At 42.4% G+C, this 22,687-nt stretch carries 21 protein-coding genes and 1 tRNA gene; 12 read left to right on the top strand and 10 right to left on the bottom strand.

Annotated elements, in window-relative coordinates; genetic code table 11:
* The first annotated feature begins 450 nt into the window (after positions 1-450).
* The 4 genes from KUL49_RS00645 to KUL49_RS00630 all read left to right on the top strand — a co-directional run bounded on the left by KUL49_RS00645 (position 451) and on the right by KUL49_RS00630 (position 3,611).
* On the top strand, positions 451-831 hold the full coding sequence (locus KUL49_RS00645) for a PA2779 family protein (protein ID WP_014951406.1): 381 nt from the start codon (positions 451-453) through the stop codon (positions 829-831).
* Between the two features lie 4 nt (positions 832-835).
* Positions 836-1,765, top strand: a complete 930-nt coding sequence (locus tag KUL49_RS00640) for a PA2778 family cysteine peptidase (protein ID WP_131135967.1) — start codon at positions 836-838, stop codon at positions 1,763-1,765.
* Positions 1,766-1,844: 79 nt separating this feature from the next.
* Positions 1,845-2,255, top strand: coding sequence for a hypothetical protein (locus KUL49_RS00635; RefSeq protein WP_039224650.1), 411 nt, complete (start codon positions 1,845-1,847; stop codon positions 2,253-2,255).
* Between the two features lie 252 nt (positions 2,256-2,507).
* On the top strand, positions 2,508-3,611 hold the full coding sequence (locus KUL49_RS00630) for a mechanosensitive ion channel family protein (protein WP_131135966.1): 1,104 nt from the start codon (positions 2,508-2,510) through the stop codon (positions 3,609-3,611).
* Positions 3,612-3,693: 82 nt separating this feature from the next.
* Here the strand turns inward: KUL49_RS00630 and KUL49_RS00625 are convergent, their stop codons facing one another.
* The 7 genes from KUL49_RS00625 to KUL49_RS00600 form a co-directional block, all read right to left on the bottom strand.
* On the bottom strand, positions 3,694-4,272 hold the full coding sequence (locus tag KUL49_RS00625) for an outer membrane beta-barrel protein (protein ID WP_131135965.1): 579 nt from the start codon (positions 4,270-4,272) through the stop codon (positions 3,694-3,696).
* Between the two features lie 170 nt (positions 4,273-4,442).
* Positions 4,443-5,630: an MFS transporter gene (locus KUL49_RS00620; protein ID WP_131135964.1), complete on the bottom strand. Its 1,188-nt coding sequence runs from the start codon at positions 5,628-5,630 to the stop codon at positions 4,443-4,445.
* Between the two features lie 229 nt (positions 5,631-5,859).
* The gene (locus KUL49_RS20740; protein WP_156086002.1) at positions 5,860-6,036 is read right to left on the bottom strand and encodes a hypothetical protein; all 177 of its coding nucleotides are present in this window, start codon (positions 6,034-6,036) and stop codon (positions 5,860-5,862) included.
* A 23-nt stretch (positions 6,037-6,059) separates the two neighbouring features.
* Positions 6,060-6,779: a zeta toxin family protein gene (locus tag KUL49_RS00615; RefSeq protein WP_131135963.1), complete on the bottom strand. Its 720-nt coding sequence runs from the start codon at positions 6,777-6,779 to the stop codon at positions 6,060-6,062.
* 548 nt (positions 6,780-7,327) lie between these two features.
* Positions 7,328-9,205 carry a UvrD-helicase domain-containing protein gene (locus KUL49_RS00610; protein WP_131135962.1) on the bottom strand — a complete coding sequence of 626 codons (1,878 nt, stop codon included), beginning with the start codon at positions 9,203-9,205 and terminating at the stop codon, positions 7,328-7,330.
* Positions 9,198-10,658 carry an ATP-dependent endonuclease gene (locus KUL49_RS00605; RefSeq protein WP_165477859.1) on the bottom strand — a complete coding sequence of 487 codons (1,461 nt, stop codon included), beginning with the start codon at positions 10,656-10,658 and terminating at the stop codon, positions 9,198-9,200. The genes KUL49_RS00610 and KUL49_RS00605 overlap by 8 nt, the downstream gene beginning before the upstream one ends.
* On the bottom strand, positions 10,639-11,670 hold the full coding sequence (locus KUL49_RS00600) for an AAA family ATPase (RefSeq protein ID WP_131135960.1): 1,032 nt from the start codon (positions 11,668-11,670) through the stop codon (positions 10,639-10,641). The genes KUL49_RS00605 and KUL49_RS00600 overlap by 20 nt, the downstream gene beginning before the upstream one ends.
* 586 nt (positions 11,671-12,256) lie before the next feature.
* Between KUL49_RS00600 and KUL49_RS00595 the strand changes: the two genes are divergently transcribed.
* Entirely contained in the window at positions 12,257-13,450 is a 1,194-nt protein-coding gene (locus tag KUL49_RS00595; RefSeq protein WP_131135959.1) for an ISL3 family transposase, read from the top strand.
* A gap of 46 nt (positions 13,451-13,496) precedes the next feature.
* Here the strand turns inward: KUL49_RS00595 and KUL49_RS00590 are convergent.
* Positions 13,497-13,573: transfer RNA gene (locus KUL49_RS00590), tRNA-Ile, on the bottom strand.
* 125 nt (positions 13,574-13,698) lie between these two features.
* Positions 13,699-16,452 (bottom strand): choice-of-anchor B family protein, encoded by a 2,754-nt coding sequence (locus KUL49_RS00585; RefSeq protein ID WP_131135958.1) that lies wholly within the window; start codon positions 16,450-16,452, stop codon positions 13,699-13,701.
* 83 nt (positions 16,453-16,535) lie between these two features.
* On the opposite strand from KUL49_RS00585, the gene KUL49_RS00580 reads away from it, so the two are divergent.
* The 3 genes from KUL49_RS00580 (at position 16,536) to KUL49_RS00570 (ending at position 18,950) form a co-directional block, all read left to right on the top strand.
* Positions 16,536-17,345, top strand: coding sequence for an MbnP family copper-binding protein (locus KUL49_RS00580; RefSeq protein ID WP_014948461.1), 810 nt, complete (start codon positions 16,536-16,538; stop codon positions 17,343-17,345).
* Between the two features lie 71 nt (positions 17,346-17,416).
* Positions 17,417-18,466 (top strand): MbnH family di-heme enzyme, encoded by a 1,050-nt coding sequence (locus KUL49_RS00575; protein WP_039230653.1) that lies wholly within the window; start codon positions 17,417-17,419, stop codon positions 18,464-18,466.
* A 154-nt stretch (positions 18,467-18,620) separates the two neighbouring features.
* Positions 18,621-18,950 carry a hypothetical protein gene (locus tag KUL49_RS00570; RefSeq protein WP_131135957.1) on the top strand — a complete coding sequence of 110 codons (330 nt, stop codon included), beginning with the start codon at positions 18,621-18,623 and terminating at the stop codon, positions 18,948-18,950.
* Between the two features lie 48 nt (positions 18,951-18,998).
* Here the strand turns inward: KUL49_RS00570 and KUL49_RS00565 are convergent, their stop codons facing one another.
* Positions 18,999-19,658 carry a hypothetical protein gene (locus tag KUL49_RS00565; RefSeq protein WP_014975806.1) on the bottom strand — a complete coding sequence of 220 codons (660 nt, stop codon included), beginning with the start codon at positions 19,656-19,658 and terminating at the stop codon, positions 18,999-19,001.
* A gap of 312 nt (positions 19,659-19,970) precedes the next feature.
* Here KUL49_RS00565 and KUL49_RS00560 point away from each other — a divergent pair, with 312 nt between their 5' ends.
* The 4 genes from KUL49_RS00560 (at position 19,971) to KUL49_RS00545 (ending at position 22,458) form a co-directional block, all read left to right on the top strand.
* Positions 19,971-20,297, top strand: a complete 327-nt coding sequence (locus KUL49_RS00560) for a DUF3718 domain-containing protein (RefSeq protein ID WP_131135956.1) — start codon at positions 19,971-19,973, stop codon at positions 20,295-20,297.
* A gap of 152 nt (positions 20,298-20,449) precedes the next feature.
* The gene (locus KUL49_RS00555) at positions 20,450-21,211 is read left to right on the top strand and encodes a LytTR family DNA-binding domain-containing protein (RefSeq protein WP_131135955.1); all 762 of its coding nucleotides are present in this window, start codon (positions 20,450-20,452) and stop codon (positions 21,209-21,211) included.
* A gap of 138 nt (positions 21,212-21,349) precedes the next feature.
* A complete protein-coding gene (locus tag KUL49_RS00550) occupies positions 21,350-21,751 on the top strand; it encodes a CidA/LrgA family protein (protein WP_131135954.1) in 402 nt (133 codons plus the stop codon).
* Positions 21,748-22,458 carry an LrgB family protein gene (locus KUL49_RS00545; RefSeq protein ID WP_014978487.1) on the top strand — a complete coding sequence of 237 codons (711 nt, stop codon included), beginning with the start codon at positions 21,748-21,750 and terminating at the stop codon, positions 22,456-22,458. The genes KUL49_RS00550 and KUL49_RS00545 overlap by 4 nt, the downstream gene beginning before the upstream one ends.
* The last annotated feature ends 229 nt before the right edge of the window (positions 22,459-22,687 follow it).

The raw sequence follows: 22,687 nt of genomic DNA, 5'->3' as shown, positions 1-22,687 counted from the left end.
AAAATTGCACCTCAAACTTAACTCCGTACGGTATGAGGCGTGAAACAAGCGTTTCGAATCCCCCGCTCATTCTACAGATTGCCCCTTATGGTTTGTTGCTTCTTTTATATTAGTGGCAAGCAAATAATTCCAGCATAAAGAAAATATTACATAAAAGTCAGCGCGCGGTGATGCATCAATGCAGAATTAACGAACAAAGCTTTGAGCAGCATTCTTCGTATAAAGCTCACTTAAATCGTTATTTTAAAGAGAAAAAATGGAACCTTGTCTATTATGAAAAAAAGGCCATTTTAGTTGGTCTTAATCTTGCTGTGCTTATCTACTGAAAATAAACCGCAGAGCGCAAATGCGTCTGCTGAATCAGTGCGAAGTTTTATTTCACTCTAGTTTATCGTGAGTTAGGTAACGCAAAAGAAGAATAAAACTGGGCATTTTAAAGAGGGAAACATCATGAAATTTTTGAAAAAAATTGCGATTGGTTGCTTTTCGGCAACGGTTTTAATGTCAGGCAGCGTGCATGCAGAAGCAATTAGCTCAGATTCCGTAATGCAAACTCAAGCCGCTCACTACAATAAGCAGCAGCTAATTGACATGGTTAATCGTGCAGACGTGCAGAGTAAATTGGTTAGCTTAGGTGTAGATAGCAACCAAGCTATCGCCAGAATCAACGGTATGACCGACAGCGAAATTGCCCAATTAAATGATGAAATTAATCAAGCTCCAGCGGGTGGCGTTGTGGGCGCAGTGCTTACCGTACTTGCTATTATCGCAATTTTGGACCTAATTGGTGTAACTGACGTTTACCCATTTATTCGTCCAGTGAACAGCTAATTGAATGATCAATTCAGTTAAAAAGGCCTGCGCGTTAGCAGGCCTTTCGCTTCTATTTTTGCTTTCAGGCTGTCAGTCCACACCTCAAGCTGACAAGCTGCGGCAGGAGGGACTTTCCTCTTTACCTGAATCTCACACTATTCAATCTGTTCCGTTTTTTCCCCAAGAACAGTTTTATTGCGGGCCTACCACACTATCTGAAGTGTTTGGTTATTATGGTGAAAGCACCTCTCCAAATGATATTGCGCCTAAGTTGTTCATTCCCAATAAAGAAGGGAGTTTACAACTAGAAATGGTGAGCGCTACCCGACAATTTGGTTTTTTGCCATATTCTGACCGAGGGACTTTATCGTCAATTATGTCGTTAGTTAAAGACGATATCCCAGTGATTGTTTTTCAAAATTTGTCCATCCAGTTATTACCCCAATGGCACTACGCTGTTGTTATTGGGTTCGATAGTGATAAGGGGACGGTTACTTTACATACCGGCCTTACGCCTAATCACGAAATGTCGCTTGAGCTTTTTGAAAGAACGTGGGGAAGAGGAAATTACTGGTATTTGGCACCAGTTCCTCCTAATGTAACCTCGCCTGAGATGACACCGTTCACTTATGTAAGTGCGGCTTACGACATGCTTAAAGTGGGAGATAAAGCGCGTTCATTGGCGTTTTTGGAAACCGCGTCGCATACATGGCCAACGTACTGGTTAAGTTATTTCCTGATTGCCAATTATTACTTAGAGCAAAACGACAACCAAGCAGTGGTTTGGTTTGAGAAAGGCTATGAAGTGGGGCAGCACCAACATGTTTATGTTCACAACTACGTATTAGCTTTGCGCGAAAACAACATGCCCGAGAAGGCAAATACAATTCTAAAACAGGGGCTTGAACGCTTTCCCAATAACAAACCGCTGTTAACATTGGCTGAGAAATAAACCTAAACTTTAAGAGTATTCGCATTTACGAAAACTTATCGTCTACTATTAACCTAGGAAGTAATTGTGAAAGTAGGCTATGCCAAAAATACTGAGCTCATCAACAATTTCGTACGAGAACGGAGTAGTCACCACTCGACTATATGGCGCGTTTAATGAAAAAAGTGCGGAAGACTACAGCGATCGTCTTTTTAAACTAGTCATAGGACTGAATCAACGACCCTTTTCCCTTCTGGCAGATATTAGCCAAGTTGAAGGTGCAACTCCTGAGGCCTTCGACATACTCAAGCGTATTATAAAACGGCTCCCTGATATGGGATTAATCGCGAAAGCTTATGTTTATAAAGGACCTGTTATACGCGGAATAATGTTTCAGAGGATTCCCGAGCTCAAAAGTATGGATTATCTTTTTTTCACAGATATTGACGAAGCTTCTTCGTGGTTGTCTCGCGAATATGAACGCAAACTATCTCTGCTCTCTGATTCCTAATTAGCCTGTAATAAGTTAATAGCACAGTTAACTTTCTCATTTCCCACATCTGGTTGGTGCAGTTAACTCTAGTGAAAAATAAAATATGTTGCGAAGCAATACCGCTTTTTTATCACGCTAAGTTGTTGGTTTTTACAATGGACTTTGTAATACGAGCAAACAATTGGTGTACCTTTTGCCTCTTCTTTCACGTACTAAGGTGTAGCTAAAAATAAAAAGTGCCTACTCACATATGCAGGAGCCCCGTCAGCCGTGGACAGCACTCAACTTCTTGAAAACCAGCAGGCAATAGCAATAGCCGGATTAGTAGGCGTTGTTATTGTGCTCTTCATTGTTAAACGACTTATTTTGGTGCGTTTGAAAGCTAAAGCGCGTTCAGAAAACAGCAGTATGTCTGATATCTATCGCGTGCTTGTGTTGTCGTTAAATGCCCCACTTAATTTGCTTATCTGGGTGATTTTCCTGCTGTTGGTTAAAAGTATTGTTTCAGTATTTCAGATAGAAGATGAAGGGGCGATTAAAGCGCTAACCATTGTTATCGAAGCTGGCCTCATCATTACCTTATTTCTCTTCTTCGAGCGTTTTGTCACTTACTCGTTAAGTCGTTATCGCGACCAGTCAACTATAGTTAAAAATACCAGCGCAATTGCCGGTGGAGCAGTTAGAGCGCTTTTCGCTGTATTAGCAATTTTGATTATATTAAGCACCATGGGGGTGTCGGTAACACCCATTGTTGCATCGTTAGGCATTACTTCGCTCGCAGTAGCACTAGCGCTACAGCCAACGCTTGAAAACTTCTTCTCGGGTATTCAGTTGGTAATGGATAAGCCCATTCGTATAGGCGACTTCATCGAGCTGGATTCCGGAGAACAAGGTTTTGTAGAGAAAATAGGATGGCGCTCCACGTGGGTTAGAATGCTACCTAACAACATCGTGATCATGCCTAACAGTAAGTTGTCTAATTCAAAGTTGATTAACTACTACTACCCTGAACGCGAACTGTCGGTGCCTGTTGAAGTTGGCGTGCATTATAGCTCTGATTTAGAGCATGTTGAAAACGTATGTTTAGAGGTTGCCAATACTATTCTAGAGCAGCACGAGTTTGGTGTTGAAACTTATCAACCTTTTGTTCTGTTTCACACTTTCGACAATTCTAGTATCAACTTAACAGTGATGCTGAGAACCCGTGAATACTTTAACCGCTTCTTCATAAAGAGCGCCTTTATAAAAATGCTTAAAAAGCGTTTTGATGAAGAAGGGATTGTCATTCCATTTCCAATTACTGCGCTTAACCTAGAGCAGGAAGGTGCAGCTAGCCTGCCGACAGCGCCCGAACACATTAGGCCAAGAGGCTAAATAGACTGGTTTGCGTAGCTCAATAAAAAAGCCACGTTGTGTAACGTGGCTTTGTTGCGAGTACGTTAACCCATCAAAGGTGTTAGAAGGTGTAACGTGCAGATACGCCTAGTAGGTCAACATCATCAGCTATAACGTAAGTAGCACCGAAAGAGAATTGTGGTGTAAAGAAATAGTCTGCGCCAATTTCAAAAGCTGTTTCGTCGTCTTCAATGTCGATATAGCGGATAGCACCGCGAAGCTCAAATTGCTCTGACAGCATTGAACGAATACCGGCAGTAATGCCATAGCCATTGTCGTCAGCTTCAGCAGAAGCGAAGCTTGAATCTAGATCAACATCCACATACTCATACGTCAACTCACCAAAAAAGTCAGTTGTTGTAGTTAAACCATAGCGGTAACCAACCCCTGCAGAGATATAGTCAAGTTCACCGTCAACACCATATTCGTCTTCACTCAACTGACCATAACGACCTGTCAGGTATACATTTTCGTTAAGTGATTTGAAGCCTTGAATTTGAAAACCGGTTGGCTCGAAGTCGCCTGCGTCTTCAATATCTGCTTGTACGTATCCAGCTTTAACGAAGTCATATGAAGGCGAAGTTGCGAAAGCATTTAAAGAAAGCGCGCCAAAGATACTGGCGAGAATAGTACGTTTCATTGTTTCTAATATCCTTTTAACAATAATTACTCCCAACCACTTCGGGAGCCTCATCATTATGGGGATGGATTTTAGAAATCAAATGGGCAACACGACTCGATTTTCACTATTAAACACCTTAAATGGTGTACGTTTTATCATTACAACGGTATTGCCGTACAAGAGCTGAGTTAATTCCTCTTCAGTGTTGTACAGATGAGGATACTTGCAACGCTTAAGCCGCAAGAGGACAAACAAAAAGAAATGATAGGTTCTAGGGTAATTAAGGTCACCGCGTAAGCGCCTATTGCTGCCCCTGTTAGGTGAAAAAAGCCGGTTAGTGCCGCTAAAAAACCTGCGGATTTATCAGAGTAGCCAAGCATGATAGTTACGCTGCAGGGCATTGCGATGCCAATAAAAAAGAAGGTGATATAGCAATAAGTCAAAATACCCATTAACCCTTTTATTGCGAAGGGGGAAATAAGTAACCAAAAAAGCACTGAAAGCACAGCGATAAACAAGCTTGAATACTTGAATTTAAACAATGGTGAAACAGAGGCTAGTCGAATATTGATTATGCTTCCCATCACAAAAGACAGCGTGGCTAGAAGCGAATATATCGAGAACACAGTTTTGGTGAGTCCGAATTGCTGCATTATCATTGACGGCGAGATGGTAATGAAGCTAAACACAATGCCATAAAGTAGTCCGCTGGCCATACCCACTGAGACGATTTTCATCATTGTGCTTTTAATAAGCGCTAAAGTATCGCTAAAGACGTTCTCTGAGGTTGTCGGCATATACTGTTTGAGGGGGGTGGAAACTGAAAGCAGTAAAAGTAAGGCGAATACTCCCATTACTAGTACAAAATAAAAGATAGATGAAACTCCGAAGGACTCGCCTATTAGTGTACCTACTAGTGGCGCTATTGCTGGCGCGATAGCGAATGCAATGTTGATAAGCGAAAGTGAAACATTCAGCTGCTTTTCGCTAAATATCTGACGTGACAGTCCGCGCGATACTGAAACGCCAACCCCACCGCCTAAGCCTTGAATGACTCTTCCTAAAAGAAAGGTATTTTCTTCGGTGGCAAGTGCCACCATAAGCGTACCTGCGATGAATACCAAGACTCCATACAGTAGAAACTTTTGTTTGTTTAGGTAGTCGCAGGCGACACCAGACACTAACTGAGAAAGTGAGAACGCGATAAGAAACACGGCCACGCTTTTTTCAATTATTCCCACATAGCTGTCGTATATAGCAGCCAAATCAAAAAAGAAGGGGCTATAAATGCTGGTAGAGAGTTGGCCAAGAATAGACAAAATGGTGAAGGTTACCGTCAGCGAATAAAACGTATGGCGTGACATGGTGTGCTTCATCTAAGGGGAACCAAACTATGGGTAAAGAGACAGTGCAGTTAGGCTACAGATTTGGTGTTACAGTTTTAATAAAGGTTAAGTTTGAGAAAACTGATAACGTGATGATATAAGCGAGTGGTGATTGGCAATTCTAGAAAAAATGGTGGCCCCACCCTGACTTGAACAGGGGGCAGCTTTAATAGCATAAAAGAGATAAAACAATAGAGGGAGTTTCTCACTCCCTCGAGTATCAGCGAGTTTGTAGCAGCTCAGCCTGCTTCACAACTGAATTCTGAGATTCTACAGCTCTATCAATAACACGGCTGTATACCTTTTTCTTTTTAGACGAGTCGGCGTTGCGAACGAACTCAGACAGGCTGGAGTTGTACTTTGTTGTCTGGCCGTTTTTTAATCTGGCAAACATCATTATTCTCCCATTTTATTGCCCAATTAATGAGCGGGCAGCGATTGTATCAGGGTAGTAAGCGTCTCGCGAGTAAATTTATGCTTAACATGATTTTCTACAGCCTGAATGTTGGCGTGATACATGCGAGTGCCCCCCTCGTTGTCCTTTAACAGTAGATCTATTTTTATCTGACCACCAAATTGTTGCTTTAGTTTCCGTACTACCGCTTGAGATTCTAAAAATTGCTCTACAAATATATCAGGGTTAATCCGTCTACCTTCGACTCGCTCTCTAGATTGAACAAACTTCCATGCTAACTCTGGTGACTGGTATACGAACAATACGAGAACTGCGCGACCTCGATCAATAGCCCGTTTAATGTTTTTCTCTGCTATAGCGTAATTTGATAGCGTTCCATCAAGTAAAAGTGATTGCTTACGCTTAAACGCATTGTCCAGAGTTCGTTCTACAATAGAGGAGACAGCTCTTTGAAATAGGAATGAATTGTCTCCCGTATATTGTTCGAAATAGTGACGCAACTCGTCGGGATCTAATCGAATAACATTAGTAGCCTCAACTTCTTGCAGAAACTCTCTGGAGGTTTCGGTTTTCCCAGCGCCAGGGGAGCCGGCTATAAAGACCGCTACAGGTTCATCTTCAGGAGGGAATTTTTTTCTGTCAGTCAGCTCGTTTGCAATGGCAGTACGGTTCTTCTTAGCAAACTTAATCGCTTCTTGTTCAATACGCTTTTCGTCTTCAGTCATCTTGAGTTTGCAACCGATACTGCTGATATTTATATACGTACAGTAACGTTCAGTAATAGATAAATAAATAAAAACTAGGCAAAGGTTCAACGCTGTCTAGTTCGTTGAGGTGTTACGGTAAACTGTACACGGCTCAGGGGAAAGGCAGGTTGATATGTCACGTACTAATTCCTGACTACCTGATTGAGAGGCTCGAACAGAGTCGATTTAATAACCCAGTGATCATCAAAGATCGGGAAATTAACTATCTTCTGCGTTACGATATTGGTGCAGGGAAGCGATGGGCAGATTCCTTCAGCAAAGCATCAAAACGCACTCTGTTTTTTTCTACAGGAGCTCACGTAGCTATTACAAGAACGGATGCGTAAGCTAAGGGAAATTGGTTTCAAGCGTCAATAGGCGCTTAAAACCGTTTCACAAGAAATGAGTTGTTCTAAACCAGAGATAACCGAAGTTTATCTGATGTAGCAATGAACTTTTCTAGTCTTCACTAAGATAACACAGCTATAATTGTGTGATTTATCCTTTGCATAAGTCCTTTCAACTATTCACTTCAATAGCACAACCTCATCTTCTTTAAACCAAGATTGAATGGCTTTAGTCTTTACTGCGTATGGTTTTTTCGTATAAGCGACTATAGCCAGACTTCTTTCTGCCCGACTGCAGATTACATAAAACAATCTTCTCGTTCTTAGAGGGGTGGAATCTTTCCCGTCAGCTTCATTTTTCTTATCTGTGTCACTCAATGGCTCTGCGCCAAGCAACTTCTCATAGTTAAAGAGAAAGCCGCCTGCACTTTCATCATCCAAAACTGCCATAACTCTTTCAAATTCTAAGCCTTTCACACCTTGATGAGTTGCAAAAACAGAGCTTTCATTTATATAGCTTGAGTAATTTTTGACCGATTGGATTTTTGCTTGGAGAGCGCGTTCCCAGGCTATATAGTCCTTTTCTAGTTCCTTTTCCTCTTCTTCAGAACAACTGACTATGCCTAAGTCTAGGTGTGTCTTGAGACTATCGGGAACTTCAAGTAGCCCATTTGTAGAAAAGTATTCAATGACTTCACGTAAATTCAACTCTTCGTTAACTAGTTTAGGTTTCAGCTTTTCAATACTAATGTCTGCTTTCGATAAAGACTCAAAGGGTTCTTTAACGAAGTCTGTGTTTGAGTTACTAATAATTGCTGAGCCAACCTTAATAAGTCTTGTAATTTCAAAAAGTTCATCATTCATGATTGCTTCAACCAAAGGCAAAACAAGTTGAGTAATAAACTTAAGTTCTTGACTCGTTCCATTGAGTACTGAATCCCGAAGATCTGCGTTAGCCGCTAACGGCCCATAAAATTCGGCGAATCCCCCCCGATCAGCGGCCATCGCATGTTCTAAAGTTAGACATTTAACCTTTTCAGCTTCTGCCCACATTTTATCTTGCGTAACTTCACACATCTTTGCTCTTATAGAAGCTTCAACCTGGTATTTATCGCCCTGGCTTGAATTTACTATAAAAAGTCTGACAGTACCTTCTGGAGCGTCCTTGCACGCACTTTGTTGTAGCCCATCAATATCATTACGAATGTCGTTTATAAGGGTTACAATTCGTTTTGGGCATCTATAGTTGATCAATTTGGCTGGCTTCTTCCAATCACTTGGTAATCCAGAATCCAAATCCTCCTTCCCTCCACCATAAATTCGTTGCATCATGTCGCCAAATAACCCGAGCACAAACTTATTCTTGTTATTCTTTTGAGCCGAAATGAGCGCATTCATTAAGTTCTTTTCGGTATCCTGACTCTCATCAATTAGTAATATAGGAAACTTGTTGATTAACAACGTTTGCATTAATTCAGAGTCAGCAATGAATGCAGACGCTATGGCAATCACTTCAGCGTGATTTAGTGAGTCTTTTTCTGGCCTATTAGATGAAGGGCTATAACTAAACTCAGTAACTCTATCGATATGTTCTAGACGTCTTTTTTTGCTATCTCTACTTCTGGCGTTCTTGAGTGCTGTAACTCCGTTTATGTCACGAGCTTTATCAATTTTTACCTGTAACTGGGCTATTTTCTGAACCAAACTCTTACGTAGAAACTCCCTTATATCTTCTGTAAACGGCTTTATTAAGCTCCAAGCAAAACTGTGAATTGTTGATACTCTGAATGCTGGATCAAATTGAAGACGGTGTCTAATTTCTTCACATGCGGCGTTGGTGTATGTGATGACGGCGATTCTTGAGCCTGCGTCAATCATACGATTCAGATCGTTTCTTTTTACATGTTCAAGAACATTCACAAGAGTTCTAGTTTTACCAGAACCTGCTCCAGCAAATAATAAAAAGCTTGAAGGTGAATCTAAATTTAAATATTGATAAATCTCTCTATCAACTTCATCGAAGTGTGAAGGGAAATTATCTGATATTAACTCAATCATCGATAACACCTCCGTCAGTTGGTGACTGATGTGTCAAAAAGTCTTTACTTGCCTCGCGTAGTTCTCTCTCAAGCCATTGCAGCCCCTCGTTAATATATTCGGGAACTTGTAGTTTTTCAGGATCGATATCAAAAATGATATCCAATGCCATCTTTGCTTTGCCACTATTTTCCAAGGCTTCATACATAGCTATAGCACATTCATCCAATGAAGGTTCTTCACAAGCGTCCTTCATTTTTTTCATCATGCCAGTGGGCTTCTGTAAATTTTTAATTAAAGTTATATTTGTTAAAGCCAAAGCATCTTCAAACGTGTACGGAATCACTTTCCCACCAGCAACACCATTGTATTCAACATTTATATCATACTGGTAAGCTGCCCTTGCATTTTCTAAAACCTTACTTTCTGGCTTTTTGTCTAACACATTATCTAAAGATGTAGTGTCAAATTTAAACCATTGCTTAAGTGTATTACTTCCTGAACTTTGGTTTTCGTTTCTTTGTGGACGCACCGATCCGCTAACTATTATATTCTTGTCTATCTTTTTGACTTTTTTCTTGCCCGTTGCATCAGTGTCTGTTATTACAAGTGTTGGTAAACCCAGTGCGTCAATCAAAGGTTTCAATCGCTGTGCGTGGGCACCACCTACTTCAAGAATTGAAATATAACTTCTATTTAACCCGAATTGACTATCAAATTTATGACGGATGAAATGTGGGAGTAACATTCTCTCGGCTGCGCCTTCTACCAAAATAACACCGTTCGCAAAAAATAGATCACAGTGTGTGGTTTTCAGGTAGCGCGTAACAAACTTTGCCGTATCCTCAATATCATTGCTAGATTTACCTGAGATCTTAAATACATCAGACAGTCCAATTACTTCTGCCCTCGGCGCTTCAAAAAAATCGGTAGACGGATGGCGCTTGAAGTATCTGAGTTTCTCAAATCCAACCTCATGGGCTATATAACTAGAATGACTACTAACTATCATTTGAGTACTAAAAGTTTTAGGGACATTCTTTTTTAGAACTTCAAATGCTTTACGAATGAAGACTTGCTGTACTTGAGCATGTAAATGAGCTTCAGGTTCTTCAATTAGCACAAGATGTAATGGTTCTTTCGCTATATCATCTTCTGTTCGGCGCTTCTCTGCTTTACCTTTCCTCATCCAATTATCTCTAAAGCTTATTAGCTTAAAAATCATGTAAATAAGATTTTTATAACCAAGGCCATTGTAATTTTCAGGTAATGCTAGGAGCTGGCTTCTACCAATTTGTGGCCTTTGTACGTCGAAAATTACTGTTGCATCGTGAGCGAGGTTTTCGACTGGCTCCGTATTACTGGAAAGTAAAATATCAGGATCGTTAAAACCCGGATAACCAAGCCCCTTCAGTTCACCAAGTGAATCACAAAATGCATCATTTAATCGTTCATCAAAAATGTTTTTTTGCAAGATTTATAGCAGCTAAGGCTTCAACATCCTCCTTCTCTGGGAAATCTGAAGGATTTAAATGGCGAGTATAATATTGATTTAATTGAGACGATAAGCTGCTTTGTCCTTTCGACTGTTTGTTCGAGTGTGGGTCTGAAAAGCCTCGTTGAGCCTCAATTACATCAACTTTAAATAAGTTCCTAAATGGATAGAATTTCAATGGTAACTGATTTACTGGAAGAGTTTGGGGTAGTGAACTTTTTTCAACTTCTGTGGGGTCTAGAAGATAGGCGTTCAAATCAAAATGTGTTCCAAGTCTCTTATCGAGAAATTCCCGTAGATCCTTTGGCCAAAGCTCAAGTTTTTTATTGTGACTTTTTTCTGAGGAATGTTCTTCGGGTGGCTTCTCCATATCCCTTTTTTGAAAGAAGTCCTTAATTATTTCTTCTAATGATTCTGCTCCAAACTTTGTACCAAGAAACTCACGCAGGTCTTTGTCTAAAAGCTTAAGATCACTAATTTCTGCTTCCTCAGGGAGTAATTTCGTCGCTAACTTTGCTGCGTCATACTCTTGTAAAAACTCCTGTATCAAGTTTTCTACAGACTTCGGTTGGTATATTAATCTGACACCCAGAAGCCCCCCTCTCCATTTTAAGGTTGGTACGAGGTGACTTACTCGGTGAACTTCACTGGCATCTACTTTCAGCCAGATATCTAGCGAAGGACAATATGGCTGCCATTCTCTGAGTGTATTACCCTTCATATTCTCTGGAGTAAGCCAAGACTCAGCAAAATGATTGAGGTGTGACCAATTCGTTAGCGTGAAATCTGTTGTATAGAAGCGTCTTTGCCCGCTCGAGTCATCAGTTTCCCCAGTTCTTACTCTTTGGTCTAAAAAAGTAATTAAAGCATCAATGGCAGAAGTTTTACCGCTATTATTCGCTCCTACAAATAATGTTTCATCTTGACTGAGGTAAATTCGTGTCCTTTTTAATTTTCGATAATTTTGAATGTCAAAAAATTCAATCTTCATCCTTGGTTCCTTAGATTAAATGTAAAGGAGAATATTTAAAGTCCCAGTTATGCCCTGAGACTACAGTCCCTCTATACTACTATTCTTGATGCGTTGGTATTATTCACAAACTCTGTGCTACGTGATTTGCAAATTGACTTATGAAAAATAACTCCTTAATAACGCTTAGTTCAGGTTTTTTCTAAAATCCATTTCAAATTCTTTACGGAAGAAACGCGCGATACATACGCTTTTATTCACTATTTGCAAGTAACTACTTGTAAGCGCCAGCCGCGCCTTTGTGATGATACGTGTAATATAGAGTGGTGGCTACTCCGGCTATTACTATATGGCAAGAAACGCTCACTACTATGAAAATGCTCAGAGGCAGATGGCAATTTGCGATGAACAATTATTGAAAGAATTGATTCAAAGTGTTTTGGTTTTTGTCTTATTTTGCGTGCTAGGGAAAATATCAGCACAGAGGTAGCACCGACCAAACCAGGTTAGTAATAACTATCGTTGAAGCCTGGCTCTTCATCATTAACGGGGGACATCCGCATTCATTAAACTGATTTTGCGAAGAATCATTTAATGGAGAGTACAGATGTCCCACGCAGGTACTATTTTAGGCATAAGTGAGTTAGAAATAGAACGTGTTCATCGACATGATTTTATTGAAGTGTGGGCAAAGCCCACTAAAAAGCCGCTGTGCAAGCATTGTGAGAGTCGACAGTTACGCATAAAAGCCACACATAAGCGTACTGTGAAGCACACGCGCCAAGGGAATCAGGTGCTAACGCTACATTTAAAGGTACCTAAGTATCATTGTCGATGCTGTGGGCGTTATTTCAGGCACCCTTTTGTTGGGATCCGGCCACGCTATCGGGCGTCGGAGTGCTTTCGCTTAGAAGTCTTTGAGGCGCATCACGGTGGTGTGACGCAGCGTGGTATCTCACGCACACATCGCATTAGTCCCACTACGGTAGAGCGTTGGTACCAATCACACATCAGCCAAAAATATAAAGAGATTATCAGTCGCCCCTGCCCAGAGATGCTAGGAATAGATGAACACTTTTTTACCCGTAAGAAGGGTTATGCGACGACGTTTGTAGATTTACGACACCGTAGTGTGTTTGACGTAAAACTGGGACGTTCTGAATTAAGTTTACGCTCGTACTTGCGCCACCTTCCCAATAAAGAGAACGTTAAGCTCATCGCGATGGACTTATCGGAAACCTATCGTGGTATTGCCAAACGCTATTTCCCTAATGCTACGATAGTCGCTGACCGTTTTCATGTAGTGCGCTTGATAAACCATCACTTCTTAAAAGCGTGGCAGCAACACCACCCTGAAGGACGTAAGAATCGGGGTTTACTTAGTTTGATGCGACGACATCAATGGCATTTAAGCGAAGACAATAACAGCAACTTACAACGCTACTTAGCTGACTATCCTGTGTTAAAAACACTGTATGAGGTCAAACAGAAGCTCATCAGGTATATGCTATTAAAGACTATGAATGAAAAACGAATGGAGAAGACATTACCGAGGTTCTTAGACTTGCTTGAACAGTTACATCACAGTCCACTTCGTGCACTGGCCAAAACCTTAACTTCGTGGTTGCAACCTATCATCGCCATGTGGCGCTTTACACGAAACAACGGGATCACTGAAGGCTTCCACAACAAAATGGAAATGATATCAAGAAGAGCGTATGGTTTTAGAAACTTTGAAAACTATCGAATAAGAGTGATGACCCATTGTGGATGGGATGGTGTTATCAATCGTGTAAGGTGAATGCTGATCCCCCGTTTATGGGGTAGAGCCTGAAGCCTAGGAAGAATGGTGGCCCCACCCTGACTTGAACAGGGGACCTGCCGATTATGAGTCGGATGCTCTAACCAACTGAGCTATGGGGCCATTTTGAGATGTGCTGTGCAGTTTTCAATGCAATTTGCTATGCATGACAACCACAAGCGAGCGCAAGTATAAGCAGTTTTATTTGCCTTGTCACGCCTCGCTGGTAGCTTTGTGATTTGTTTGCTTTATTTTTGTTCACTAAGCTGTAGTTTATGTGCCTTGTTTGGCAATTTTACACGTCGCCACCCAAGAGCTAATGCCAAGCCTAACATGCTAAACAGAGTCGTAGAACCGCCTCCACCAGAGCTATTTGAATTAGTATCCGTTGGCAAGCTCACTACACTTTCGTTCACGGTAACAGTAACGGTGTCGCTGGTGCTAACTCCAAACTCATCCGTTGCAGTTAACGAAAAGGTTAAATTGCTTTGAGATGATGGGGCGGTAAAAGACATGGTTAATGTATCTGCATTTCTGATGGTAACCGTGTCGCCGGCGGTTTGCGTCCATTCTACGCTTGTTAACGCGCCTTCGGGGTCTTGGGCGCTTCCCGTTAATTCAACGCTGGCTCTTACATCGGTTTCAACATCTGTTCCTGCGTTTACCACAGGGGCTTGATTGCTCTCATCGTCCTTTATCGTAATCAGCGTTTCTACCACACCACTCAGAAGATTGGTGTCTTGTGCAGCAAGCACTAAACGAAATTGTTCGTTGTCTTCTTCGATACTATCGTTAATAAGCGCAATATTGACGGTCTTCGAATTAGTTTCGCCGTCGCTCCAAGTTACCGTGCCGCTTTGGCTGACAAAGTCTTCATCGCTCACTGCTGTACCGCTTTCCAGTGAATAGTTCACACTTACTTCGCCTTCACTTCCGCCTTGGCGAACAATGTTTAACGCAAGTTCAGAGTCGGTCTCTAAAATAGTGCGTTCGCCAGCGCTTAATTCAACTTTCCCTTGCTGGGCAGTACCGTTAATGGTGACTTGAGCATAGCCGCTACCAGAGGCGATACCTCCTCCTTGCGGGTTAAATAGTCTGACGAAAAATACCTCATTGCTTTCAGTATTTTCATTAGCATCGATGCTTAACGTGATGTTTTTAGTCTGTGATTCATCCGCACCCCAACTGAGTTCTCCAGACGCTAACATTACATCGCTGCTGGTGGCTGAACCCGCTATTACTTCATACTCAACTGTCATAGCCCCGGTTCCTGTCTTATTAACAGGAAGGCTTAAGGTTGTATCAGCATCCGTTTCATAATTAGCCTGAGAGAAGGCCGCAACTGTTGTTGCGCTTAACGTATTGTCTTTTAATACAAACAAACCGCGCTGAATATCACTAACCAAAATATTACCGCTAGGTAGAAACGGGTATACGCCCCACGCACCATTAAAGTTGGTGCTGTTAAAAGCAGGGTAGGTGTCGAAAAAGCCTGCTTCTACAGGCGCGGTAGGATCTGAAATGTCTAGTACCGTTAAGCCACGCTCATAGTTAGACATATAGTAGCGGTTACCTCTTACGTAGCCGTTGTGATCGATAGTGCCGTTGTCACTGGTCCAAATGCTGGCGAGCACAGGTGTTGTAAGTGATGAAATATCAAAAATCATAACCCGGGTATTTAAGCTGAAGTTTCGCTCGTCCAACTCATCGTGAACAAAGGCATATTGCTTGTCTTCACTAAACCAACCGCTATGGGTGTAGGCAACCTCGTTATAACTAGTACTACTTAGTTCAGAGGTACTATTTGTGTTCGTGTGATCCCAAAGGCGCATTGCATCTTCATTGAAGTCAAGCATAACCGTACATCCATCAGCCGTAGCATTCACACAGTCAGTTTGCGCTCTTGCGTCGGTAACGCGCATAGATGACGCATCATGCGTATAGTCGGCACGTGTAAGACCGCTAGGTATGTAAGACGCGGTTGGTGTTTGAGGTGAGGTTAGCGTATATGAACGAAAGGCTCCGCCGTTACTATCTTGGCCAACCAAATGTAGCTGAGGCGCAGCGTCATTTAACGGTGTGTTTAGCGTGTAATCTACGTTTGAGATGTAGATATTGTGTGCACGGTTATCGTCGTTAATCCGCTTCGTTAAGCTAATACCATTAGGGAGGTCGTTAAGGTCAATGATGGTAAAACCTTCTGTTACGCTATCGGCACTGGCGTAGGCATATGCTTTAAAACGCCCCGCAGCGCTATCGAAATACTGATAGACCTTAATGTCGCGCCATGTCGTACTTTGACCGGTAATTTCACCTACTACTACCGGCGCTGTTGGCTCGGTTACATCTACAACGGCAATGCTGGCCTGCATGCCAACAATGGCATATTCTCTACGGTTGTTTAAATCGACGTGCCCCCAAATATCGTTGGTACTATTTGATACCGACGACAATACGTTAACAGGTACGTTAGAGAGTAGATCGATATTGCTGCATGGGAAGTCGGCAGCCGTTCCATCTGTGCAAGCTTCATTTGCACTGACTTCGGTACTAAGGACCATGTGCGATGATGCCTGTGCTTGAAGGGAAGACGCGGCCTTTCCGTCAGTTATACTGTCGAACCCTTTTTCATAAAGGGCTTCTGATAAATAGGTAGGCACATTAACTAGTGTAGTTTTGTGCAAGGCAGGCTTCTGTGCCTGGTAATGATCTTCACGAGAAAAGCCTCCTAATACGGGTAAAAGACTGTCGTTTAGAACTTGTGCATGCTGAGCGTTGTCGAAATAATATTGGCCTTCAGCAACGAGAATTTTGTCGCCTTTATTGGCCTGTCGCGCGGCATAGCTCAACGTTTTACAGGGCCTGAAACGGTTGTCACACTTGCCCGCGTCCACGCCGTCTTCGGCAACAAAACGCGCTTTGTCATGGTCTGTGTGTGCTTGTGCACCTTGACTCACAAATGCTAAAAGCAGCACTATTAGCGTTAATGGGAATGCATTCATCTTGTCGTCCGCGCAAGTGTGTAATTAGAAAAAGGTAGTTTGTATAAAAAACTACCAGATATCCAAAGGAAGTACATACGTAAATGAAAATGCCTTTTCGCATGAGTGTCATGCCTTCGTTACTCTTTGCGGCGCTAGTGTCGTTAACCGGCTGTGATGTCATTAACCTCAAAGGAAGAGAGCCTGGTGAAATCCCGTTTAAGTTGGTGGGAGTCGATACGGGGGCATGTCCAATGATCATGAGTATTGGACAACAGCGATGGAATATAGACTACTTCGGTTTTTACCTTAGCAAGCCAGAAGTGCGCATTGATGGTAAGTGGCAGCGAGTTAAGTTTAAACAAACCCAATGGCAGACGCCGAATATAGCATTGCTAAAGTTTCACAATAAGTGCAACAACCCTGATGATGCCAATAGCAAAATTGTATTAGATGTATCGGAAGAGCTTTTAAAGCTGTCCACAAACTTGCGCTTCACTATGGGTCTTCCCTTCGACGATAATCACGCTAACCCGCTTACACAGCCTTCGCCATTGAATGACAGTACAATGTTTTGGAGCTGGCAAAACGGTCATAAGTTTTTGCGACTGGATGTGTCTAAAGGCTCAGAGGAAACACGCAAATGGTCTTATCATTTAGGTAGCGTGGGTTGCGATTCTGAATCAGCAGTCAGGCCACCTGAAAAATCGTGTGCTTTCACAAACCGGGTGGAGTTTATTCTGCCGATGACCCAGCTTGATACTGATTTAGATTTGGAAGTATCGGTGTCTAACATTGTCGCGCAAGTTGATATAAACGAAGCGCCAAGTTGTATGTTCGAGTCTCCTGAAACTGAGCCCTGTAAAAAGCTTATTCAGAATTTAGTGCACAGGCCTTGGATTAAGTGGCAGTAGCGGCACGTTTAATTTGCACTAGAAGGCGAGCTCAGCTCGCTTTCAAGGCGGCAATTATCGCTCTTGTTGCAATGATTTTAGGCGCGTGCAGTAAATCGCCCACGCCTTACATTTGGAATTTGCCTCACAATATTCCACCGCCTCCCGTTCCCGCAGACAATCCTGTGACCGAAGAAAGCGTAATTTTGGGAGAGAAGCTTTTCTTTGATAAGGGCTTAAGTGCTAACAAGGCGGTTTCATGCAGCAGCTGCCATGAACCAGAGCATGCTTTCTCTGAACCTAAGACAGTTTCAGTAGGCGCGAACGGAGACGCGCTAAATCGTAACGCATTAGCGCTAGTAAACGTGGCTTATAATGCATCCTTCACTTGGGCGCATAACAATTTAGAAAGTATAGAAAAGCAGCTGATGATCCCGCTTTTTAATGAACATCCTGTGGAAATGGGCGTTACGGGAAATGAAAAGCGTATATTAAAGCGCTTTGAGGGCAGCGAATATCGAGCGCTGTTTGAAGCGGCTTATGGTGATGATACACCCAATTTAAATAATATCGTAAAGGCGCTTGCTAGCTACGTGAGAAGTTTAGTGTCGTTTAATAGTGCTTTCGATAACTATGCTTACGCTCAAGATGACGATGCACTAACCGCCCAGCAGCTTGAAGGTTTGAATCTGTTTTTTTCAGAGCGCACTGAGTGCTTTCACTGCCACGGAGGTCTGAACTTCACTCAATCGTCTAAGCATAGTTTTCAACCTTTTGCGGCTCAGCCTTTCCACAACACTGGCCTGTATAACGAAGATGGGAAGGGCAGTTATCCGGAATCGGACATGGGGCTTTACAGCGTTACTCACAATAAACAAGACATGGGGAAGTTTAGAGCTCCTACTTTGCGCAATATAGCCCTTACTGCGCCCTACATGCATGATGGCAGTATTGCCACCCTTGATGAAGTCATTGAGTTTTATGCTCGTGGGGGAAATCTGGCTGAAAGCCCTAACCCTTACCGCAGTCCGTTCATAAAAGGCTTTACGATTTCTGAAGATGAAAAGGCGGCGTTGGTTGCATTTTTGCGCAGTTTAACCGACGAGCAATTTGTAAAAACACACACTACACGCAAAAATTAGCGATTTATTGCTCATTTTGTGTAATTTATGTTTATACTTTGCACACATATATCAACCAAATGCTTATGTGCTGATTGTTAACATCGTGATAAACTCAATCACTTACATTCTTTGTTAATAACTATAAAGCAGGTGAGCGGTCGCGGAGATGAGAATGACTGAAAAACCCTTCATTACAAGTGGTCGAAATACCATCATTCATAAAATAAGAAAATTAGATCTATTGGTGATCAATGGTGATGAACATCCGCCAATTCTTGTTACTTATAAAGGTATTAAGCAGTACGAAGGCAAAGTGCCTGAAAACAAGCGCGATGCTAAGATGATGGACATGGAACTAGTAGATGTAACTACTAGCGATGTGTTTGGCGACGAAAAAACATTATTGTTCGTACAAACCCTAAATGGGAAAGAGTATAAAGTCGATTACTCTAAAATTGGGACGAGCATGTTTATTAAGATTCACCAAGACAGTATTTTCTAAAACTCACCTTACCCCATATTGGGGTAGATGTGTTTTTAATTAATGGGGTTAGGCAATCTGGCCCCAGTTATCTGCCTTGAGTGAATTGAACCCTCCAATTACCCTTCCTTTTCCTTTAAGCTGTACGTAACGCTTTTTGAAAATGTTAAACCGGCAGATGTCCACTGGCGTGACTTCCGATGCATTTACGCCACTTACAACACCTGCAGTCTCCAACCCCTCAGCAATTAACTCTGAACAGAACCAGCTATTAAAGTCTTCTTGATTGTAGCTTATGCTGCCGAACAGGGGATGTTCATCAATCGCGTCCACTGCTGAGCCGAATAGCTGTAGCACGTCGTAAGGTTTCCCGTCTTGTTCAAACATGAAGTTAAAGAAGTCTCGCTTATTTTGCTCAAAGATGCTTCTTGACGCACTAGACAGTGGCAGCCACCAAATATCACCGTCGTAAGATGCTACACGCTCGCTTAGTCTATTGGTCATTACCCCTCGCTTTCCCTTATACGATGTTGCTTCCATGACTTGATTAAAATATCGATTAGAATCTTCATCGCGCATCTTCGTTTGCATAACAATTGCCACATGCGTTACCGCAGAGCGTGTCGTGAGTTTAGTCCAACGAGAAAATAAGCTATTGCCGCCAAATGCGATGATGTCACCAGGCTGCATATGCTCTCTAATAAGGTGGTATTGTTGCTGCTCTAACATGGCTCTTCCTTGAATACGTGTTAAGAAATTAGATTATTGTCTGCACCGCTAGGCGGGCAAGAGTATTTGCTTATGATTTTCCACTTTGCAACGTATGCATTTATAAGAATGTTGCAAAGTGTGTGTTAAGTACGACTAATAACAGTTTAGACCGATTATTAAACCTTAGCTTTTGTGTACTTGTCGCAACGTCTCAAATAGCGGTGCTTTAACGTTTTTATAGCGTGAATTTTACAAAGTTTCACTAATTTAATGGTGCGGGGACAAAAGAGGTAGTCACCGCGTTGCCGAATATTATCAGAGGAACTTGTTATGTTTATGTCACGCCGTGTTACCCAACTTGCTTTACTAGGAATAACCTTGTCGCTTACTGCAACAGTAACGAATGCCGCCCCGTACCCCAAGCATGTAGAAAAAAACTTAATTGCAGTGTGTGAAGCGGTAAAAAGCGATAGCCGTTTGCGATTGCATCGCGCCGTGAAAGCGACGGGTTTTAAAATGCGATATATCCATGAAGGATTAGTGTGCAACGGGCAAGACATGCTTACTTTTGCACTTACTCATAATGCATCTAAAAACGCACAGCTGATTGCTCGTCGCATTAATGCTAGCCCTAGTGTATTAACAGCAAAACGCTAATGAAGAGTTTTCTACCCTGGCGATTGGGCTATGCAGCTTATAGCCCCTTTTTCGCTTATTTTTACTTTTCGCTGTCTACATCCCATCACTTATTAAGACTGGGATAAATAACGCTGACAGCTATTACTGCTTGCACTTGCAAGGGATCGCAGATGATCGCACTGGTTTTTTTACACTCTGTTTCTATGCAAAACTCACTTTGCGAAATGCTAGAAAAGCTAGACGTATTCAGTCACGTTTATGGCGCGCAATCGGTAGGCCATTGTCTTGCCTTAGCAGAGAAATATCCTCAGTCCATCGGTTTCTATTCAGTCTCTCAGTCAAGTCGAAACCTTGCATCACGGTATTGGCTTGCAGTAGGAAATAAAGACGAAGAAGCGCTGTTAGCCTTTTCTCATAACGCGTCAGGATTTGTTAAATCACCACTTGAAGAACCCCAAGTATTAAACGCTATAGAGCATGTCAAAACCAAGTACCATTTTTATGAACGGGACTTTCAATTCAATATGCTGGTAAAGGGACTTTGTGAACAATATGGGGTGTCTGAACCTGCGCTTTTAGCTACATTGCGCCAGCAATTGAACAAAAGTGTTCAGCCAAATGTTTTAGGGATACGCGCTGAAAACGGGTGGTGTTGTTTAAATCCAGCAGAGATTAAATGGATTGAAGCTGCAGGTGACTACATGTGTGTTCAAACGCTCTCAGAAAGCTACGTTGTCCGCACCACCTTGTGTGAATTACTTAAGCGTTTGGGAGAGCAGAATTTTAAACGCTGTAACCGCTCTGTGGCGGTCAACGCAAAACATATCGCGCACCTGGAGCAAAAACTCAATCAGCAGCGAGTTGTCATGCAAGGTGGCGAAGCGTTCAAGATTACTCACAAGTATTACTATCAGTTTTGGCTGACAGACTGAACGTCAAAGCGCATTTCAGTGCAACATTCTACTATACGACCATGGTACTGCTGGTGGTCTAACTCGCTTATCGTTACACTTACTCACTGAATTTTGGGAACAAGTACCAGGACCTGCAAGGCCTAATAAGGAGCGATAGTGCGAGATGTAAGAAACATGATAGTGGGCGCAGTTTTAGTGTTTGCTGCTTATTATCTTGGGCTTGTTGTCGTTAATGTGAGCGCCCTTCCTATACCAGGGCCATTAATGGGCTTATTCTTTTTACTCGCGATGCTTTTTCTTTTTCCTCAGCTTGAGGTTCACACGGCGCGCTTTGTTACTTTTCCTTTGAAGCATATGTCCTTACTGTTTATTCCAGCCGTACTTGGCGTATCTATTTATTGGGCTGACATTCAGTCCAATGCACTTGCCATTGCTATCGCGATTATTGTAACGACCTCGATAAGTTTAGGGATAACCGCTTGGTTTTCGCAGCAATTGTTTAATAGCAAAAGCGGCAGCGGCTCAGATGTGGCAAGCAAGGGTGGAAAGCAAGAATGAAGGAGGCTCTACATCAAGCATTTAGCTTAACGGGGTTATTGTGGCTTAGCGTTTCAATAATTGGCTACATTATTGCCCTTTGGGTGAACAAAAAATGCAAAGGTCACCCGCTAGCGCATCCCATTGTCGTTACCGCGCTGATTGTGTCAGCTGGCCTTTATTTAACTGAAACAGGGGTTACTGAGTATCAACAGGCGGCTTCTTTGTTGCATTGGTTGCTAGGGCCTATCACTGTGGCATTAGCACTACCCATTTACAGACAATGGCAAAAGCTAAAGCACTACGGCTGGCGGTTAATGGCGAGTATTGCTTTTGGTGGCATACTCGCGCCTTTCACCGCGTGGCTTACTTTGTTTGCACTTGATGCACCGCGTGCAATACAAATTACCATGTTAGCTAAATCAATCACCACGCCCCTTGCTATGGAGTCGAGTGCGCAGGTTGGCGGCATTCCCGCATTGGCTGCCGTTTTTGTCATTGTGACGGGTGTAGTTGGAGCCATTGTGGCTACTGGTGTGTTTGCGGTCCTCAATGTACAAAATCGACAGGCGCAAGGTATTGCTATGGGCACGGTGGCCCACGCAATTGGTACAGCCAAAGCTATTCAAATGGGGGAAGACGTGGCGGCGATGGCGACTCTGGGCCTTTGTGTAAATGGTATATTTACTGCGTTGGCACTACCTGTCATTTTTGGTTTCTTTGTTTGAGAGCTTTTTTCGAAACTTGGCGTTCTATCTATTGGTTGTGATTTAGCCTGACCAGACCTGCAATCACCCGCCTTGACTAAAAGGTGCACAAGCTGCTGTAAAAACGCGTAGCAAAGAATCAAAGCGCCGTGATGTTTGTAAGTAAAAACGTGCTGGCAATATTCCCCAAAAGTGCTATTTCTTAGTGAGGTGTTTCGTATCACTATATACATGGTATCTATTCAAACAA

It is taken from the genome of Alteromonas sp. KUL17 (assembly GCF_006538305.1).
In the GTDB taxonomy this organism is placed as follows: domain Bacteria; phylum Pseudomonadota; class Gammaproteobacteria; order Enterobacterales; family Alteromonadaceae; genus Alteromonas; species Alteromonas macleodii.
Note: the sequence above shows the minus strand (reverse complement) of the source record. Positions and strands in the feature narration are given on the sequence as shown.

Excerpts from the sequence above, each read along its gene's own strand:
- KUL49_RS00645 (WP_014951406.1), top strand. The coding sequence starts at position 451 with ATGAAATTTTTGAAAAAAATTGCGATTGGTTGCTTTTCGGCAACGGTT.
- KUL49_RS00640 (WP_131135967.1), top strand. The coding sequence starts at position 836 with ATGATCAATTCAGTTAAAAAGGCCTGCGCGTTAGCAGGCCTTTCGCTT.
- KUL49_RS00635 (WP_039224650.1), top strand. The coding sequence starts at position 1,845 with ATGCCAAAAATACTGAGCTCATCAACAATTTCGTACGAGAACGGAGTA.
- KUL49_RS00625 (WP_131135965.1), bottom strand. The coding sequence starts at position 4,272 with ATGAAACGTACTATTCTCGCCAGTATCTTTGGCGCGCTTTCTTTAAAT.
- KUL49_RS00620 (WP_131135964.1), bottom strand. The coding sequence starts at position 5,630 with ATGAAGCACACCATGTCACGCCATACGTTTTATTCGCTGACGGTAACC.
- KUL49_RS20740 (WP_156086002.1), bottom strand. The coding sequence starts at position 6,036 with ATGATGTTTGCCAGATTAAAAAACGGCCAGACAACAAAGTACAACTCC.
- KUL49_RS00615 (WP_131135963.1), bottom strand. The coding sequence starts at position 6,779 with ATGACTGAAGACGAAAAGCGTATTGAACAAGAAGCGATTAAGTTTGCT.
- KUL49_RS00610 (WP_131135962.1), bottom strand. The coding sequence starts at position 9,205 with ATGATTGAGTTAATATCAGATAATTTCCCTTCACACTTCGATGAAGTT.
- KUL49_RS00600 (WP_131135960.1), bottom strand. The coding sequence starts at position 11,670 with ATGAAGATTGAATTTTTTGACATTCAAAATTATCGAAAATTAAAAAGG.
- KUL49_RS00595 (WP_131135959.1), top strand. The coding sequence starts at position 12,257 with ATGTCCCACGCAGGTACTATTTTAGGCATAAGTGAGTTAGAAATAGAA.
- KUL49_RS00585 (WP_131135958.1), bottom strand. The coding sequence starts at position 16,452 with ATGAATGCATTCCCATTAACGCTAATAGTGCTGCTTTTAGCATTTGTG.
- KUL49_RS00580 (WP_014948461.1), top strand. The coding sequence starts at position 16,536 with ATGAAAATGCCTTTTCGCATGAGTGTCATGCCTTCGTTACTCTTTGCG.
- KUL49_RS00575 (WP_039230653.1), top strand. The coding sequence starts at position 17,417 with ATGATTTTAGGCGCGTGCAGTAAATCGCCCACGCCTTACATTTGGAAT.
- KUL49_RS00570 (WP_131135957.1), top strand. The coding sequence starts at position 18,621 with ATGACTGAAAAACCCTTCATTACAAGTGGTCGAAATACCATCATTCAT.
- KUL49_RS00565 (WP_014975806.1), bottom strand. The coding sequence starts at position 19,658 with ATGTTAGAGCAGCAACAATACCACCTTATTAGAGAGCATATGCAGCCT.
- KUL49_RS00560 (WP_131135956.1), top strand. The coding sequence starts at position 19,971 with ATGTTTATGTCACGCCGTGTTACCCAACTTGCTTTACTAGGAATAACC.
- KUL49_RS00555 (WP_131135955.1), top strand. The coding sequence starts at position 20,450 with ATGATCGCACTGGTTTTTTTACACTCTGTTTCTATGCAAAACTCACTT.
- KUL49_RS00545 (WP_014978487.1), top strand. The coding sequence starts at position 21,748 with ATGAAGGAGGCTCTACATCAAGCATTTAGCTTAACGGGGTTATTGTGG.